This is a genomic window from Caballeronia grimmiae (assembly GCF_000698555.1).
GTDB classification, from domain to species: domain Bacteria; phylum Pseudomonadota; class Gammaproteobacteria; order Burkholderiales; family Burkholderiaceae; genus Caballeronia; species Caballeronia grimmiae.
In genome coordinates, this window is record NZ_JFHE01000029.1 from 1 (window position 1) to 18,002 (window position 18,002).

The window sequence follows — 18,002 nt, forward strand, 5'->3', positions numbered from 1 at the left end:
AGCAGCTTGGCTGGTCGAGCTGGTTGGGCGCGTCACCGACGAACGCGCCGATCACCGGCATGCGTTTCGAACCCGAGCAATACATGCGTGAGTTGCGGTGGAATGCGACCCAGCGTGCAGTCAAACCTCACTGTTACCGCGAACTTTCGTAAAAGCGACGCGATGGCATCCATGATCGTCAGGGCACGATCATGGGAGTGGAGCGATGGCAAGGAATCGTTGCATCAGAGGAATGCAGCGAGACTAGGCCGCTTACATTGGCCTGTGCTCCAGTGTCGCAGACTCTAGTGACGGCTTTGACGTCAGCGTGAACCGGGCGGGACGGGATGACCAAGCTCCACGACGTCCCGGTTCCATCCGCAAGACGCTTCCGTTGTATATTAACCCTCCGCTATCAACGGCGAAGCCGCATCACACGCAACGTAATCCAAAAAATGCGGATACACCTTCTACCAGCCGATGCACCTCCCGACGTACGCCTCTGGCTCGTCGACATCGACCTGAACGCGCCGCTCATCCACGCAGGCGCAAACGGCCTGCATGCCAGCGAACTCGCACGCGCGCACCGCTTCTTGCGCCACCAAGATGCAGCTCGCTTCGTGACGATGCGTGCCGCCTTGCGACGCCTGCTCGCAGCCGAACTCAACGTCGATCCAGCCGGCCTCGCCTTCACCGCCGACACGAACGGCAGACCATCACTCTCGATGCCCGATGCCCCGGATTTCAACGTATCGCATTCGGGCGCGCATGGCCTGATCGCCGTGTCGTTCAGGCGGCGCGTGGGCGTAGATATCGAGGAATCGCCGCCTTCGCTCGACTGGCGCTCACTCGAAGCCTCGGTGCTTCATCCCACTGACAAGCGAATCATCGACGCGATGCCGCAAGCCGATGCAAGCAGCGCATTCTTCGCATGCTGGACCGCGAAAGAGGCGGTACTGAAGGCGCATGGCGACGGCATCGGCGGCAAGGCGATAGGCATGCAGGACTTCTCCGTTCTGCCGCGCAACGACGCACGTTATGCAGTATCGGCCGGTCCGGGCACGTTCCAGGCGATATCGCTTGCAGTCCCGCAAGGCTATGCGGCGGCGCTCGCCTGGTCAGAGATCACTCAACCTTAGTGCGGATCAGATCGCGATGCGTGAGATAAAGCCGCAGATCGAATTCAATCTGATGGTAGCCAGGCTGCATCAGTTCGCATAGACGATAGAACGCCTTGTTGTGCTCGCTCTCCTTCAGATGCGCAAGCTCGTGCACGATGATCATGCGGAGAAACTCGGGCGCCGTGTCCTTGAACAGCGAGGCGACGCGTATCTCTTTCTTGGCTTTGAGCCTGCCGCCTTGCACGCGTGAAATCGCGGTGTGAAGGCCCAGCGCATGCCGCAGTACATCGAGCTTGCTGTCGTAACACACCTTGTCGATGGCGGGCGCCACACGCAGAAACTCATTCTTCAGATCCGTGCAGTACTGATACAGCGCGCGGTCCGACTGAACCGCATGCCGCTTCGGGTAACGCGCGTCGAGATACGGCCCGAGTTGCTGCTGGGCGATGAGTCGGCGCACCTTGTCCTGTAGCGTGTTCGGATAGGCGCTCAGGTATTTCAGGTGTTGCATGACGGCTTTTCTAGTAGGAATCGAAGGAAAGTTTCAATCGCGCACGGCCTCCGCCGCAACGGTTCTTGCAATCATTTTAGTCATTGCCGCGACGGCTCGCCGATGATGTGCGTCAATGGCCGCCTCAAGACCGAGCTATTGCGTAAGTTTATGTATCCGCACGCGCAAGGAATGAACCGTCGTGCGAACATGCGCGGTTTCCACAGCATGCGTTACAAGGCAGGTTGCACATGGCATCGAGCAAGGCCCATCACGCGACCGGATGGGCGGCGGGCATCATCGCGGCGGCGCTCGCCAGCAAGGCCGCAACAAGCATCGACTACGTGTCGTGCGCGCTTGCGGTTCTCGGCGGCGTCGTGGGAGCAACCGCGCCCGACTGGCTCGAAGTAGCCTGGTGGACGAGAAAGCGCAAGCTGTGGATCACGCACCGGACGCTCACGCACTGGGGCCTCGGATGGGCCGCGCTTTTCGCTTTATGCTGGCACTACCTCGGGCGTCATCCGGCGGTGCCTTTCGCTTTGGGTTTCGCATGCGGCGGAATCATCCATTTGCTGGCGGACTGGCCCAATCCGATGGGTGTGCCGTGGATCGCAGGCCGTCATTCGCTCAAGCTATGGACGAGCGGTCACTGCGATCTGATCGTCGTCGGCGCGGCGTGGATCGCGGCGTTCTACGTTGCCGATGGCGTCTGGTTTCATCACGAGTATGGCCGCCTGCTGCTTCATGCGATGCGTGCCTAGAACGTCCGCTGTCTCCTGAACGCTTACGGAAATCGCCCATGCAATCGAATCACGCGGTACGCAACGGTCTTATCGCTCTTTTCGTTTTCTTCGCAATGCTCGCGCTCGGCGGTTGCGCGGGCTTCATGAATCGCGATCCGCTGCGTGTGAATGTTGCGGGTATCGAACCGCTCGAAGGGCAGGGGCTGGAAATGCGCTTCGCCGTCAAATTGCGCGTGCAGAACCCCAACGATGCGCCGATCGATTTCGACGGCGTCGCGCTCGATCTCGACCTCAACGGTCGCCCGTTCGCGAGCGGCGTCAGTCCGCAGCGCGGCACCGTGCCTCGTTTCGGCGAGGCGGTGCTATCGGTGCCGGTGACGGTATCGGCGTGGTCGGTAGCGCGGCAGGCGCTCGGGTTTGCAAGCGGCGATGCATCGACCAAGGTCGCCTATGAAGCACGCGGCCGGCTCGCTGGCGGCGCGTTTGGCGGTGCGCGCTTTTCGGACAAGGGCGCGATCGACTTTCCCACTGGTGGCGGCGCGCTCGGCTATTGATCGTACCTGTTAGCGACGCTTCTTTCGCCGTGCTGTTTTGGGCGGCGTCAGCGCGGCCGTCCAGAAGTCCGCGACCTGCTTCTGCGACTGGCGCTTGACGGCGGCAGTCGCATGGCCACGCGCCGATCCGGCGATCGCGTTCGCGCCGGAAAGCCACATGCTCATAAAAGGATTCTTCTTCGTCCAGGGATTCTTCATGCGGTTCTCCCAAGTGGAATGCCCAGCGTCAGGCGCCGGGAGTTGCATGTTGCGTGCCTGAAACGAGCGCCGCGCGGCGCTCGTCTTCGTCAACGGTCTTTCGACTGCGACGCTTAGTGCGTCACTTGGAAGCCGTTCGCGTGATCGTTACGGATGTCGACGCGCGCATTGCCGACCGTCGTATCGCGACGGCCGATCTCTTCAGCACGCTTGTGTTCGTCACGCACTTCACGATGCTCGCGCTCATCGCGATGCTCGCGCGCGTGCTCGATGTTTTCGCGACGTTCCTTGTGCTCGACCTTCTCGTAATGCTTGAATTCGTGCGGCTTTGCAAAAACAGCAGCGGCGACAAGCAGTTTCTTCGTCATGGAATACCTTCTTAAGGAGAAGCAGATCGAAATGATCTGCATGCCACGAGAAACGCCGGCAATCTCCGCCGGTTGACGTTTGCTGCCTTCCTGTAAGGACATTTAACACTTATTGCCGAACTGGCTTTAAGTGCTCGTTCAATTAATGCTGCAAGGAAGAAAGTAAGCGATCCATAACGTTAATTAGAGCCTCGCTTCGGCAAACTTGGCCGATGCATGCTAGGTCTAATGCGTAATTTTACTGGGCGCGCACTTTACATTCCGCAATGCCGGGCCTTTAATCAACGAGCGGACATGCGTGTCCGTCATCGCAATTCCGCTTCTCACAGCGGCGCTGGCCGCTCGAGCGGATTCCTTGCGCTCTAGCGTTCCAGGTGGCAGGGTCGGGCACGTCGCGGCGCGGTCTTATATGCAGCGAGGTCTTCATGGTCAACATCCCGGTCGAATCGATCGATACCCTCAAGACGGCGGTGCGCGGCAAGTTCATCGCGCCCGCAGACTCCGACTACGACGAAGCGCGGAAGGTCTGGAACGCAGCCATCGACAGGCGTCCCGCGTTGATCGTGCGCTGCGCCGGCACCGCCGATGTCATCGCGGCGCTTGCCTTCGCTCGCGACAACGCCATGCTGATATCGATACGCGGCGGCGCACACAACATTGCAGGCAGCGCGGTCAGCGACGACGCATTAATGATCGACCTATCCGCGATGAAATCCGTGCGCGTCGATCCGCAAGCGAAACGCGCGTATGTAGAGCCGGGCGCGTTGTTATCCGACTTCGATCACGAGGCGCAAGCGTTCGGACTGGCGACGCCGCTAGGCATCAATTCGACGACCGGCGTCGCCGGCCTCACGCTTGGCGGCGGGTTTGGATGGATCAGCCGCAAGTTCGGCGTCACGGTGGACAATCTCGTCGCCGCCGAGATCATTACGGCGGATGGACAATGGCATCGCGTAAGCGTCGAATCGGAGCCTGAGCTGTTTTGGGCGTTGCGCGGTGGCGGCGGCAATTTCGGCGTGGTCACGCTATTCGAATTCCGCCTGCACGAAGTGGGACCGCAAGTGTACGGCGGGCTCGTGGTTTATCCGCTAGAACAGGCGGATCAGGTGCTGCCAAAGTATCGCGACTTCGTCGCTTCAAGCCCCGATGAGATGACCGTATGGGCCGTCATGCGCCTTGCGCCGCCTTTGCCATTTCTTCCTGAAGACGTGCATGGCAAGCCGATCATCGCGCTTGCATGCTGTTTCATCGGTCCGGTCGAAGATGGCGCAAAGGCAATCGAGCCGGTGCGATCCTTCGGCACGCCGTATGGAGAACATCTCGGACCGATGCCCTTCGCCACGTGGCAGAAGGCGTTCGATCCGCTGCTGACGCCGGGCGCCCGCAACTACTGGAAGTCGCATAACTTCGCGTCCCTGCCCGACGAGACGTTCGACGTGCTCACGAAGGCCGTGCTCGCGGTGCCGTCGCCGCATTGCGAGGTCTTCATCGGAGCGATGGGCGGGCAGACGAACCGCGTTCCCGTCGATGCCACCGCGTATGCGAATCGCGACTCGATCTATACGATCAACATACACGGCCGATGGACCGACCCCGCCGACGACGAGAAATGCACGCAATGGACCCGCGAGATGTTCGCCGCGTTGACGCCGTATGCCACAGGCAGCGTCTACGTGAACTTCCTGACGGGCGATGAAGGGGATCGTGTGAAAGCGGCGTATGGGCCGAATTTCGAGCGGCTTGCCGAGGTCAAGCGGCGTTACGATCCGAATAACGTGTTCCGCAGCAATCAGAACATCCCGCCTGCATAATCAAACGATGCGCGCCGCCAGGAACTTTCAGCGGCGCGCATGACGTGCGTCCTGCGTGTCGATGCTCGATGCGTCGTTACTGCGTTTTTCGTACACCAGCTTGCGCGTTTCGCTGCTCAAGTGTTCATCTAATACGTCGAGGAAGCTGGACTCGACCGCAAGCCGCAAGCGGTCGAAGCGATGACGCAATCGGCTTTCCTCGAGAAACGCGGCCACCGATCTGGCGAAAGACTCACGGTCCTTGTCGGTTGAATCGGCGGCACGCACCGCGGGATTTCTGATGTCCTCGACCTGTTGAAGATCGAGTGTGAGGCCTCGCGTTTCGAAGATTCGGGCGCGACTGCTGTCGGCGGCGAGAACCCACGTAATGGCGGTCATGATGCTCCTCCTGTACGCCCACCTTCGGGCGACCTTCAGGCATTGTGCGCCGAATCTTCCCCTTTGCGAATGTTTGGGCTTATTGCGAACCGTCGGGCAGCATCGACCCTGTTTGCGCAAAGCGCGTATGCAGCGCGAACGCCGCGTCAAGCCGATGCGGCGTGTGTCCGCCGAGCGATGCTGCATCGCGGTAGTAGTCGCGCAGGAGATAGCGATAGAGCGGGTGAGCGCAATGTTCGATGACCGCGAGCGCGCGTTCGCGCGGCGCAAGACCCGTCAGATTGGCAAGACCGCGTTCGGTGACGATCACGTCCACATCGTGTTCGTTGTGATCGCAATGCGGAACCATCGGCACGATGCTCGAGATGCGGCCATCCTTTGCGATCGACTTCGTCGCGAACACCGCATACGACGCATTGCGCGCGAAGTCGCCCGAGCCGCCGATACCGTTCATCATGTGCGTGCCGCCGACATGCGTCGAGTTGACGTTGCCGTAGATGTCGGCTTCGATCGCCGTATTGATCGCGATCAGCCCTAGGCGGCGAATCACATCGGCATGATTGCTGACCTCTTGGGGACGCAGGACGAGCCGCTCGCGATAGCGGTCGATGTCGCTCAAGACCTGCTCCTGGCGCTTAGCCGAAAGCGTAATCGATGCGCCCGATGCGAACGCGAGCTTGCCTGCATCGAAGAGATCGAAGGTGGAGTCCTGCAGCACTTCCGAGTAGAGCGTGAGTGCTTCGAACGGCGACGCAGCGAAGCCGGACAGCACGGCATTGGCAATCGTGCCGATGCCCGCTTGCAGCGGCGGCAACCGTTTCGGCAGACGGCCGCGCGACACTTCATGCTGAAAGAATTCGACGAGATGGCCCGCGATCAGCGCGGTGTCTTCATCGGCAGGCAGCACGGTGGATGGACTGTCGGGCTGATTCGTCACGACGATTGCCGCAATCTTCTCGGGCGCAATCTCGATGCAGGTCGTTCCGACGCGATCCTCGACGCGCATCAACGGCAGCGGCGCGCGCTCCGGACGCGGCGCGGGCGACCATACGTCATGCAGACCTTCGAGGCCCATCGGCTGTGCAAGATTGATCTCGACGATGACTTTCTTCGCGAGCATCGCGAACGTCGCGGAATTGCCAACCGACGTGCTCGGCACGATACCGCCTGTCTCCGTGATGGCGACGGCTTCGATGATCGCGAGATCGAGCGGGCCCAGGCGATTGTCGCGCAATAGCTCGACCGTCTCGGACAGATGTTGATCGATGAACATCACTTCGCCGCGGTTGATCGCGCGTCGCAAGGTGGCGTCGACCTGAAAGGGCAGGCGGCGTTCCAGCGCGCCCGCTTCGGTGAGAATGCGATCGGTGTCGCTGCCAAGCGATGCACCGGTGATCAACGTGATGCGAAGCGGATCGCTTTCCTCACGCGCACGCCGTGCGATTTCGAGCGGCACGGCTTTGGCATCGCCGGCACGCGTAAAGCCGCTTGTACCTACGCGCATGCCGTTGTGTACGAGCTGTGCAGCCTCGGCTGCAGAAGTGATTTTTCCGCGCAAGGCGGCACAACGAATACGGTCATCCAACATCGATATCTCCACTAACACTGACTGGCTCGTGCCCCGAGTGAGTCTCGTCGTCCGCTAGCGAAACGGCGCACGAAGGCGCGTGCTTCGTTCAGCGTGCTTGGACGCGGCGCGTTGATCGGGAGTGTCTTGCGTAGGCTTCGATGATCTCGCGGCAATGCGCGATGCTCGGATGCTGCGGACGGAGACGGCGGGGCAACGGCGCAATTATTCGTTATCCCTAGGCGTTTTCATAGGCGCAGTATCGAAAGCGCAACCTTCGTCATGCCACTCTTTGCGCTTTGTCTAATTTCGGCGTCTCGATGCTGCGAAGGCGCCGATAACCAATACAAAGAATCAACTGCCGCCGAAGAAGATGCTGCAATAGCTGGCAGGCCCCACGCATTCCTGCCCTCGCTGCGGCGTTTGCGTGGACTGTTGATTCGTGTCGCTGGCAGCGTTGCCAGCGGCGGGCGTGGACGTTTGCGCCATCGCGAGCGTTGCGCTCGTCAGCAGGATGGCTGCAAGGGTGATCTTCAACGGCTTCATGTACTTCTCCTTTGAGACGTGTGCCGTGCGTCGGATGGTTCGGGCACGCAAACACTATAAGTCGCGCTATCCGGCGGATAAATCGTCCTGCGTGCAAGGCACATTTCCAGCACGAGGAAGGATGGGCTCAGCGTTGCGCATCAAAGGGCGCAGTGGGATCGACGAGCGCGCTGCGAATAAAATGCAGGCACGCCAGGAAGCGCCGCAGATCGCGCGCTGGCTGGTGTGAGGGGAGGTGTTCGAGCAAGGCGTCGCTTGCGAAGATCGACGACACCACGGCGTTGATCGCACGGCGCAGCGTCGCGCTCGACGGCGTGCGAAACAGCATCGCCATGTCATGCAGCATCTGCGCGACCGATGACGACCATACGATGCGCAGCGACACCGGTGCATCATCGACGTTCAGTGCGGCGCGCAGCGTGCGCAGGTCGATCATCGCCTGTCCCGCTTCAAGCGTGACGAGCATCCACGCAAGCGCACGGCGGTGCTCGCGCGACGACGGCAGCAAGAGGCCGAGCAATTGCGACATCAGATCGTGCGTGCCCGAATGAAAGCGTTCATTCAGTCCGGGAAGCCTGCCTTCACAGGCGAGCGCGGCCTGAGCGCGCAATGCCGCCAGCGTTTTGCCGACGAGCCAGGGCGTATGCGGCGGCACGATGATCGCGCATGCGATCGCGGTCACGAGCATCGAAACGACGATTGCAATACCGTTGTTCAGCAAGAGGCCCGGATCGTAGACGATGGCGTTATCGGGTGCCGCAAGAAGACAGAAGAACACGCAAAAGCCGATGCCATATCCGGCCGTGGCGGGGCGCATCGCGACGAAAGCGCCTGCGGCAAGGGGCGGCGCAAGCGCCGCGCATAAGAGCGGGAAGCCGTCGATCGCGGGATAGACATGACACAGGTAGACATAGCCGAGCATCGTTGCGAATGCCGCGCCAGCCGCCATTTGCGCGACGAACTTCGCCGGCCTTGCCGATGCGGACGACAACGCACAGGCGAGCGTCGCGGCGATGACGGCCAGTCCGCCGCTCGGCCATGCGGTCGCGATCCAGAACCACGCGACCGCCGCGATAACGATGCCCGAGCGAACGAACGTGGCCGCAATGACAAAGCGATTCGTCGTCGCGACATAGCGCGGACTCGTGCCCCCGGCGGGCAATGATGCATCGTGCTGCCCGTTCGCAATCGATGAACGAAGGCGCATCAGGCGAACGATGTCGCCGTTGAAGCGATCAAGCAGTTCGACGCACGTCGTGACATCGATATTCGACGAATCCGCGATACGTTCGTCGAGCGACGCGCCGAGCCGCGCGAGCGCGAGTTCATCGCAACGCGACGAAGCGAGCAGGTTCGCATGTTCGCCGAGACAAGCCGCGAGCGCGGGATGTTCATCGAGCGAACGCAGCCGCTTGATGCACTGGTCGAGCGCATGCAGACGCGCACACGCGTCCATAAACGCATTATTTAATCGAGCAAGCAACAGGCTTTGTCGGCGTAGCGAAGGGTTTTCGTAAGCCGCAATACGCCGTGTCGATTCGAATCCGGCGATCTCTTCAACGAGGTTCGCATAACGACGCTCACGAGCGCGGCGAGTCAGTCCGCCGCGCAGCACGCTCGCAGCAAACGCGATGAAGTCGGACTCGCGTTGCGCGAGCGTTGCGGTAAGCCTCGCGCTGGCATGACGCGGCAGCACGAGCGCGCTGACCACGCTCGAAGAGAGAATGCCGATCATCACTTCGGCGCCGCGCGTGAGCGTCGCGAGCAGCAATTGATCCGGCGCAGTGACGACAGGCACGCCGATCAGCGCGGCCGTGTATCCGGCGAGCACGAAACCATACCAGCGAAATTGCCGATGCCGCACGGCGAGCGCCGTGCATGCCGCGACCCACACCGTCAGTCCGAGCGCATAGAGCTCCGCGGTCTGCACGAACAGCGCGCCGAGCACGAGCGCGGCGAGCATGCCCAACGCGGTGCCGGCGAAGCGATACACGCTCTTTGCGAGTACCATGCCGGAGAACGGCTGCATCAGCACGAACGTCGTGGTCATTGCAATGCGTGGCTGCGAAAGCTCGAAGCGCATGGCAAGGCCCATCGCGATGAAAGAGGCAAGGAGCGTCTTCAGCAGATGCAGCCAGACGTTGCCTTCGGTGGCGAGCCAGTCGCGCAGTCCGTCGATGACGTCTCGTGCGCAAGCCCGGCTCGCACGCGGATGATTCATGAACGACATGCTTGAGCCCGCTACTTCCCTTTCGTGAAGTGGCCGATTGTAGGCAGGGCGGCAATATCAATTAACGAGGGAATCAGGGAACATTCTTTCCAGATTCAATAACAATGCTTCGGGCAATTGAGCGGACAATGTCGTCCCTCTGGCAACTGTGACGGTTCGATGGACACCCTACAGAACATGCGGGTATTTGCCCGCGTGATCGAAGCCGGCAGCTTTACGGCTGCGGCTCAATCGATGAATTCCACGACCGGCGCCATGTCGCGCGCCGTATCGGAACTCGAGGCTCATCTGCGCACGCGATTGATGAACCGCTCGACGCGGCGTCTTGCGCTGACGTCGGCAGGCGAGCGCTATTTGAAGCGTGTTTTGCAGATACTCGCCGATATCGACGGCGCAGAAGAAGAAGCAAGCGACGCGCATGAGCATCCTTCCGGCACGCTGCGCATGTTCAGTTTCGCAAGCGTCGGGCAGCACTATATTCTGCCGGCCATCGCGCGATATCGTGCGCTCTATCCCGACGTGAAAGTTGAATTGACGCTTTCGCAGCGCATGCCCGATCTCTTCGAAGGCAGCAGCGATGTCGCGGTGGTGTCGGCGGGGACGTTATCGGATTCGGAGGTGATCTCGCATCGGCTTGGCAGCACCTTCAGCATTCTGTGCGCATCGCCCGCTTATATCGATGCACGCGGAACGCCCGCACAGCCCGCCGATCTCGCCAGCCACGATTGCCTCACGTTGCAAACCCCTGCGTTTCCCGCACGCGAATGGACGCTCGAAGGACCCCAAGGCCGCGAGACCATGCACATCAGCGGGACCGTGCAGGTGAATATCGCGGAATCGCTCGTCGTGGCGATACGCGAAGGCATGGGCATCGGCATATTGCCGCTTTATGCTGCGATCGACGGCCTGCGTGATGGCTCCCTCGTGCGCGTGCTGTCGGACTACACGTTGCAGCACACCAATCTTTTTGCACTCTATGCATCGCGCAAGTTCGTCGATGCAAAGACGCGCACATGGGTTGAATTCCTGCGCGCGCATCTTCCGGATGTCATTGCACGCGATGAAGCCTTGCTGAAGGAATTGGGGCAGCCTCACTGAGCGATCACGTCTCGCTCCACATGCGCAGCAGGTTGTGATAGCAGCCGACGAGCGTGCGCTTGGCCGCTTCATCGCCGTTGGTCGCATTCAGGCGTTGAATGGAGTTGTCGAGATCGAATAGCAGCGCGCGCTGGGCATCGTCGCGAACGAGGCTTTGCGTCCAGAAGAAACTCGCCACGCGCGCGCCGCGCGTAACGGGACGCACCTGATGCAGACTCGTGGCGGGATACACGATTGCGTGTCCCGCCGGCAGCTTCACTTCCTGCACGCCGTAAGTGTCTTCGATGACGAGTTCGCCGCCGTCGTAGTCTTCGGGGCGTGAAAGAAACAGCGTGACGGATACGTCCGTGCGAACGCGCGCACCATGTCCCGGCACGATGCGAATGGCGCCATCGACATGACTGCCGAAGTGCATGCCGCCTTCATAGCGGTTGAATAGCGGCGGATATACGCGGTTCGGCAGCACCGCGCTGATGAAGAGCGGATGCCGTTCGAGCGCACCGACGATCGCATCGCCGAGTTCACGCGCAATGGGCGATCCTTCGGCGATCTGCTGATTGCGCTTGACCGGCGCGCCCTGATAGCCCGCGGTGGCGCGGCCATCGACCCATGAGTCGTTGGCATCGAGACGTGCGCGCATCGCTGCTGCGTCTTCTGGACTGAGTACGTTCGGTATCGAAAGAATCATGATTCGGTAAGTCAGATGACGCGCGCGCCGCTTCGTGGATCGTTGAGACGGCGCGCGTGCGCATCAACGGAAGCGGTAGTTCACCGTCGCAAGGAACGTGCGGCCGATGCCCGGCACCGCGCGTCCGCCATCGGAAGGAATGAGGGCGTCGTAGTACTTCTTGTCCGTCATATTCCACACGTTGAACTGGATATCGTAGCGCTTCTGATGATACGCGGCCATCACGTCCCAGCGCGTATAACCGCCCACGTTGACGAAATTGTTGTTCGCCGCATAGCGCGACGACACATACGACGGCCCGCCGCCGAACTCCCAGTTGGGCGTGAAGTTATACGTCGACCACAACGTGAGCATGTTGTGCGGCGTGTTGGCGAGCGTGTTGCCGGTGGTGCCGTCGAGTGCCTTCTCCACGGTGCCGTTCATGTACGTATAGCCGCCGAAGAGCTGCCACTTGTTCGTGATGTGCCCTGCGACGCCGAGCTGATAGCCGCGCACGCGCACATCGCCATCGAGCGTGTATTCACCCGTCGATACCTGCGTGCGTGCATTCGTTTTTTCGATGTTGAAAAGCGACTGCGTCACGGATAACCCGCCGTTCAGCAAGTCCCATTTCGAGCCGATTTCATACGAGCGGTTCTTCTCGGGCGGCGTGTTCTGCTGATTGTTCGTGAGCGTGAGCGCTTCGAGAGACGGGTTGAACGACGTCCCGTACGACACGTAATACGACTGCCATTCCGTCGGCTGCCACACGACGCCGGTACGCACGCTCGTGAAGTAGTTCGTTTGCGTCGCGTAACGCGGCGCGTTGATCGAGTTGTTGATCGATGCTTCGTAGCGGTCCCATCGAACGCCGCCGATCCACTTCCAGTTCTCGCCGATCGAAATCGTATCGTTCAGGTAGAGGCCGATGCCGTTCGCGCTCGACTCCGCAAGATTGGTCGCACGTTCGCGATAGTTCGATGGTCGCGTCGTATAGGCCGGATTCACGAGCGGCACGATGGCCAGCGTGTTCGACGGCAGGCCGGGCGTCGTCGCGGTGAAGCTCTGATTGCTGTATGTCTCGTGGCTCAGATCGACGCCGACGAGCATGTCGTGCTTGAGGAAGCCGGTCGCGAACTTGCCCTGGAAATCGGTCGTGTTATAGACCGAGTGATCGTTGATGTTGCGGTCCTTGCCTTGCAAGCGCACGTACAACGACGAAAGCGGCAGCGTCGTGTAATTGCCGTTGCTGAGCGCCGGCGATGTGCCGAGCGGACCGGTCAGCACGGCCGCCGCATTGGTCGCGCGTGCCTCGGTGCTGTAGTGGCTGAACTGCGTCTGGTTGCGCAACGTGAACATGTCGTTGAAGCGATGTTCGATGCGCGCGTTCAACGTCTGCACGTCCTGAATGGTGCGGTCGTCAGTGAAACCGTAGAAGGTCTTCCTGTCGACAGGAGCAGGATGGCCGTTCAAAGGCGGAATGCCGTAGTCGGGCTGATCGTAGTTGTGCTGGATCAGCGCGGACAGCGTCACCTGCGTGGGCGTGCCGATGCCGAACTTCACTTCGGGCGCGATGCCGAAATCCTTGTTCTTCATCTCATCGCGCGTCGAGCCGAGCGACTGGCCGAATGCGTTGATGCGAAACGCGGCGGTATCGGTCAACGGCTGATTGATGTCGACCGTCGTGCGATAGCGGTCATGCGTGCCCGCCTGCAACGACACGTCGGCGCGCGGCTTCAGGTTGGGCTGCTTGCTGACCTGATTGATGACGCCGCCCGTCGAGCCGCGTCCGAAGTACAGCGACGAAGGACCGTACAGCACGTCGATCGATTCTAGATTGAACGTATCGCGATAGTACTGGCCCCGGTCGCGAAAGCCGTCGAGATAGATGTCGGTGCGTGCGGTGAAGCCGCGCAAGTTGATGTTATTGCCGATCTGGCCGCCTTCGGCTGCGCCCAGCGTGACGCCCGGCACGTTGCGCAAGGCGTCGGAGAAGGAACTCACTGCCTGCGATTGCAGCACGGCTTTCGGCACGACGACGACGGCCTGAGGGATGTCGCGCAGCGCGGTCGGCACCTTCGCGCCGACGCTCGACGTTTCCGCCTGGAAGTCGGCTGCTGCGTCGCTTCGTCCGTTCACGGTAACGGCCGGCAGGGTGGCGTCCTGAGCGATGGTCTGACTGGCGGAAGAGGCTTCCGTTGCGGGCGATGCTGCTTGCGTGACTGAAGCGCCTTGCGGTGCGGTCTGAGCATAAAGCGGTGCGGCCATCGGCGCCGCGGCAATAGTGACCCATGCCGCTGCAAGCGGCGTTTTCCTCAACATGTCGTTCCCCGATACTTGTTAGTGATTTCCGACCGGCGCGAAACGGGATTCGTCGCCGAAAGCGATGACGCGACCTCGCCCGCCCGCGCATCATGTTCGACGGGCGGGAAGCGTTATTGGTCAAGCTATGATCGCAATTTGTTAATGCGAATCAGTATCATTACACATTAAGGAAATATTCGGAAAAAAATGTATCGACACGTTGTGTTCTCGCTTGCGCGAGTTAAAACGAAATTGAATTCGGCATGCCGCATGCACGCCGACTGTGCGAAGCATGCACAGTAACGTTCCACGCGCACCAAATGAGAGCCGAATGCGTGCGCACCGCGAGAGTCAGACGCACCGCATCCGCGCACGTGCAGCCTGGACAGAGCACCAATTGCATGCAAAATGCGCCAGCATGGCCCGGAACTTGCAAAAAGCGCCGCTTTTCGAGATAAGCCACGCGCCATGCAGGCCCTTCAAACCGGCACCAACACACTCTTCCTGCTCCTGGGCGCCGCAATGGTGCTCGCGATGCACGCAGGTTTTGCATTCCTCGAACTCGGCACCGTCCGCCGTGAAAACCAGGTGAACGCGCTCGTGAAGATCCTCGTCGACTTCGCCGTGTCGACGCTTGCATACTTCTTCATCGGCTACAACATCGCGTATGGCGTGCAGTTCATGCATGGCGCCGACATCCTCGCCGAGCACAACGGCTATGCGCTCGTGCGCTTCTTCTTCCTGCTGACGTTCGCGGCGGCGATTCCCGCGATCGTCTCCGGCGGCATCGCGGAACGTTCGAAGTTCAACCCGCAATTGTTCGCGACGTGCGTGATCGTCGGCTTCATCTATCCGTTGCTGGAGGGCGTCGCGTGGAACGAACGTTTCGGCATTCAGCACTGGCTTGCGCAGACCTTCGGCGCGCCGTTCCATGACTTCGCAGGCTCCGTCGTCGTGCATGCGTTCGGCGGCTGGGTTGCGTTGCCTGCCGTGCTGCTGCTCGGGCCGCGTCACGGGCGCTATCACAAGGACGGGCGCATTGCCGCGCATCCGCCGTCGAGCATTCCGTTTCTCGCGCTGGGCGCATGGGTGCTCGCAGTCGGCTGGTTCGGCTTCAACGTGATGAGCGCGCAGACTGTCGACAAGATCAGCGGCCTCGTCGCCGTCAATTCGCTGATGGCGATGGTCGGCGGCACGCTCGCTGCATGGTTCGCGGGCCGCAACGATCCCGGCTTCACGTATAACGGGCCGCTGGCCGGTCTGGTCGCGGTGTGCGCGGGCTCGGACCTGATGCATCCGTTGGGCGCGCTGATCGTCGGCGCAGTGGCGGGCGTGTTGTTCGTGCAGATGTTCACCTGCGTCCAGAACCGCTGGCGTATCGACGACGTGCTCGGCGTGTGGCCGTTGCACGGCATGTGCGGCGCATGGGGCGGTATGGCGGCGGGCGTGTTCGGACAACGGTCTTTCGGCGGCATCGGCGGCGTGTCGGTGTGGTCGCAATGCATCGGCACGCTGGGCGCGGTGGCGCTCGCGCTCGCGGGCGGCGCCGCCGTCTATGGCGCGATCAAGATGACCGTCGGCTTGCGGCTCGAACGCGAAGACGAATTCAACGGCGCAGACCTCGCGATACATCGCATCTCGTCGACGCCGGATCGCGAAATGGCAGGGTGATGGACCGCTGACAGCGCGCGCGTGGCTATGCGCCACACGCACGCGCCGGTTACGATATACGGCCGACACACGAAAAGGCCGAACGCTTGAACCCAACCGAGAACGGGACCCTGGATTTGCCGCTCCCATCGCGCAACTTCGCGTTGACGCGGCGGGTGCTGCTGCTCGTGCTTGCGGCGTCGGTGCTGATACCCATGGCGTGTCTCTGCATCTATGGCTATTACGACTATCAGCGCCGTTTCGCCGATGCGGAAGAACTGACTGAACGTCTCGCGCGTGTCGCAAACGAACACGCGCTAAAGGTACTCGATCTCAATCAGCAACTCGAAACGCGCGTCGTCGATACGCTCGGCGATAGCGACGATGCGGACATCGCCAGCCGGCAGCAAGCGCTGCATCGCGCGCTCGACGACATGAGCGGCACGCTGCCTCAAGTGGCTGCCATTTCAGTGTTCGGTGCGAATGGCGCGCTGCTCGCGAACAGCCGCTGGTATCCCGCGCCGCAAGTTTCCATCGCGGAGCGCGACGACTTTCGCTCGGCGCGCGCGATTGCACCCGTCACGTACTTCTCGCTGCCGTTGCGCGGGAAGGTCGCGAACTCCGACGTCTTCACGGCGACGATGGGACGCGTCAGCCGCGATGGCCACTTCCTCGGCGTCGTATCGATTGCGCTGAAGCGTGACTATTTCACCGACTTCTATCACGAGATCGCTGCGGGCGATAACGCGCTCGTCATCGGCCTCTATCGACGCGATGGCGGCCTGCTCGTGCGCTTCCCGGCAGCCGGCAACGGCGCCCAGCCCGCGCCCGATACGCCGTTCACACAGGCGTTCCGCAATAACGAGCTATACGGCCGTTTGCAGATGACATCGACAATCGATCAAGTCGAACGCGTGCTGGCTTATCGCCGTGTCGGAGACTTTCCTCTTTACGTTGCAACCGGTTATGCGACTTCCGCCGTGCAAGCGCGATGGCGGCATAACCTCGCGCTCGTCACGGCGATTGCCGCGCTGCCTTGCATGGCGGTGTGGCTGCTGATTGCTTACTCGATTCGTCGCCTCGATTCGGAACAGGCGGCATGGGAACGCTGGCAGGCGGAAGTCGCGATGCGCCTATCCGTCGAAGCGTCGAGCCGTCAATTGCGGCGAATGGGCGCGCTCGGCAATCTGGTCGCGAACGTCGCGCATGACTTCAACAACCTGCTGATGGTGGTGTCGTCGAATATGACGCTTGCACGTCGCAAGCATTTCAACGATGTCGAGAGTGAAGTGCTCGCGGTCGAACGCGCCACCGCCGGCGCGGAATCGCTGGCGCGCAGGCTGATGAGCGTGGCGCGCAAGCATCCGCGCAAGCAGGAAGTCATCGAACCCGCTGCGTGGCTGAGAAGCGTGCTCGATACCGTGAAAAGCGCGGTGCATCCGTCTATCCCGCTCACGGTCGAGTGCTCCGCGGACTTGTGGAACGTAATGGCCGATGCGGTCGAACTGGAGCTTGCGCTCGTCAACATCGCTGTGAATGCGAGCGATGCGATGCCGCATGGCGGCCGCATCGTCATTCGTTGCCAGAACGCGCGCGTGCGCGGCGCGGAGAACGACTTGCCCGATGGCGAATATATCCTCATCTCCGTCACGGACAATGGCGAGGGCATGAGCGAGCCAGTGCTTCGCCGCGCATTCGAGCCGTTATTCACCACGAAGGAACGCGGAACGGGTACGGGCCTCGGCCTCGCGCAAGTGCTCGCGGCTTGCGAGCAGGCGGGCGGCACGGCGCGCATTACGAGCGTGCCGGACGCGGGCACGACGGTGCGCTTGTATTTGCCGCGTTATCAAGGGCCGGCCGCGTCGTCGAAGCCAGAAGAAGTTAGGGAACCTGAGCAAACTGCATCGGAGCCGCCTATTGCCGATGACCATCCGCTGCGCGGCATGTCCGTGCTGCTCGTCGAAGATAACGTCGACGTTGCGGCGGGCATCACGGCGGTGCTCGAAGTATTCGGCTGTGCGGTCCATCATGAAGAAAGCGCGGACGCGGCCTTCGCGTTATTGGGCGAGGGCTATGGCTTCGATCTCGTGTTGTCGGATGTGCAGATGCCGGGGCGGATGAACGGCATCGACCTGGCAGAACAGATCATTCAGCGCCTGCCTATGCAAAAGCTCGTGCTGATGACGGGCTATGCGGACGACATCGAACGCGCAAAACATCTGGGCGTGCGCATTCTCGCCAAGCCGTTCAATATGGATGAGTTGCGCGATCTGATGGCGGACGGCGTGCCGCATTGAG

16 protein-coding genes are annotated in these 18,002 nt (G+C 61.3%); 7 read left to right on the forward strand and 9 right to left on the reverse strand.

Features of this window, described 5'->3' with window-relative positions; genetic code table 11:
* The first annotated feature begins 434 nt into the window (after positions 1-434).
* Positions 435-1,118, forward strand: coding sequence for a 4'-phosphopantetheinyl transferase family protein (locus tag BG57_RS22740; RefSeq protein WP_035968340.1), 684 nt, complete (start codon positions 435-437; stop codon positions 1,116-1,118).
* On the opposite strand, the gene BG57_RS22745 is transcribed toward BG57_RS22740, so the two are convergent.
* Complete coding sequence (locus tag BG57_RS22745; protein WP_035968345.1) at positions 1,105-1,611, reverse strand: YgjP-like metallopeptidase domain-containing protein; 507 nt, start codon at positions 1,609-1,611, stop codon at positions 1,105-1,107. The two genes, BG57_RS22740 and BG57_RS22745, sit on opposite strands and share 14 nt — an antisense overlap.
* Before the next feature lie 230 nt (positions 1,612-1,841).
* Here BG57_RS22745 and BG57_RS22750 point away from each other — a divergent pair, with 230 nt between their 5' ends.
* On the forward strand, positions 1,842-2,351 hold the full coding sequence (locus tag BG57_RS22750; RefSeq protein ID WP_035968347.1) for a metal-dependent hydrolase: 510 nt from the start codon (positions 1,842-1,844) through the stop codon (positions 2,349-2,351).
* A 38-nt stretch (positions 2,352-2,389) separates the two neighbouring features.
* The gene (locus BG57_RS22755; RefSeq protein WP_035968350.1) at positions 2,390-2,887 is read left to right on the forward strand and encodes an LEA/WHy family protein; all 498 of its coding nucleotides are present in this window, start codon (positions 2,390-2,392) and stop codon (positions 2,885-2,887) included.
* 9 nt (positions 2,888-2,896) lie between these two features.
* Here the strand turns inward: BG57_RS22755 and BG57_RS22760 are convergent, their stop codons facing one another.
* A complete protein-coding gene (locus BG57_RS22760) occupies positions 2,897-3,085 on the reverse strand; it encodes a hypothetical protein (protein WP_035968479.1) in 189 nt (62 codons plus the stop codon).
* A gap of 113 nt (positions 3,086-3,198) precedes the next feature.
* Entirely contained in the window at positions 3,199-3,453 is a 255-nt protein-coding gene (locus tag BG57_RS22765) for a hypothetical protein (RefSeq protein WP_035968355.1), read from the reverse strand.
* 425 nt (positions 3,454-3,878) lie between these two features.
* On the opposite strand from BG57_RS22765, the gene BG57_RS22770 reads away from it, so the two are divergent.
* Entirely contained in the window at positions 3,879-5,264 is a 1,386-nt protein-coding gene (locus BG57_RS22770) for an FAD-binding oxidoreductase (RefSeq protein ID WP_035968359.1), read from the forward strand.
* A 27-nt stretch (positions 5,265-5,291) separates the two neighbouring features.
* Here the strand turns inward: BG57_RS22770 and BG57_RS22775 are convergent, their stop codons facing one another.
* The 4 genes from BG57_RS22775 to BG57_RS22790 form a co-directional block, all read right to left on the reverse strand.
* Positions 5,292-5,642, reverse strand: coding sequence for a host attachment protein (locus BG57_RS22775; protein WP_035968362.1), 351 nt, complete (start codon positions 5,640-5,642; stop codon positions 5,292-5,294).
* Positions 5,643-5,721: 79 nt separating this feature from the next.
* Positions 5,722-7,230 carry a succinate CoA transferase gene (locus BG57_RS22780; RefSeq protein WP_035968365.1) on the reverse strand — a complete coding sequence of 503 codons (1,509 nt, stop codon included), beginning with the start codon at positions 7,228-7,230 and terminating at the stop codon, positions 5,722-5,724.
* A gap of 333 nt (positions 7,231-7,563) precedes the next feature.
* Complete coding sequence (locus tag BG57_RS22785) at positions 7,564-7,755, reverse strand: hypothetical protein (RefSeq protein ID WP_035968371.1); 192 nt, start codon at positions 7,753-7,755, stop codon at positions 7,564-7,566.
* Between the two features lie 127 nt (positions 7,756-7,882).
* Positions 7,883-9,976: an FUSC family protein gene (locus tag BG57_RS22790; RefSeq protein WP_052005950.1), complete on the reverse strand. Its 2,094-nt coding sequence runs from the start codon at positions 9,974-9,976 to the stop codon at positions 7,883-7,885.
* A gap of 168 nt (positions 9,977-10,144) precedes the next feature.
* Between BG57_RS22790 and BG57_RS22795 the strand changes: the two genes are divergently transcribed.
* On the forward strand, positions 10,145-11,083 hold the full coding sequence (locus BG57_RS22795; RefSeq protein WP_035968374.1) for a LysR family transcriptional regulator: 939 nt from the start codon (positions 10,145-10,147) through the stop codon (positions 11,081-11,083).
* A gap of 4 nt (positions 11,084-11,087) precedes the next feature.
* On the opposite strand, the gene BG57_RS22800 is transcribed toward BG57_RS22795, so the two are convergent.
* A complete protein-coding gene (locus tag BG57_RS22800) occupies positions 11,088-11,771 on the reverse strand; it encodes a Fe2+-dependent dioxygenase (protein WP_035968379.1) in 684 nt (227 codons plus the stop codon).
* A 63-nt stretch (positions 11,772-11,834) separates the two neighbouring features.
* Complete coding sequence (locus BG57_RS22805) at positions 11,835-14,072, reverse strand: TonB-dependent receptor (RefSeq protein ID WP_035968382.1); 2,238 nt, start codon at positions 14,070-14,072, stop codon at positions 11,835-11,837.
* Positions 14,073-14,522: 450 nt separating this feature from the next.
* Between BG57_RS22805 and BG57_RS22810 the strand changes: the two genes are divergently transcribed.
* Together BG57_RS22810 and BG57_RS22815 are read left to right on the forward strand one after the other, a co-directional pair.
* Positions 14,523-15,725 (forward strand): ammonium transporter, encoded by a 1,203-nt coding sequence (locus BG57_RS22810; protein ID WP_035968387.1) that lies wholly within the window; start codon positions 14,523-14,525, stop codon positions 15,723-15,725.
* Positions 15,726-15,811: 86 nt separating this feature from the next.
* Positions 15,812-18,001: a hybrid sensor histidine kinase/response regulator gene (locus BG57_RS22815; RefSeq protein WP_035968393.1), complete on the forward strand. Its 2,190-nt coding sequence runs from the start codon at positions 15,812-15,814 to the stop codon at positions 17,999-18,001.
* The last annotated feature ends 1 nt before the right edge of the window (position 18,002 follow it).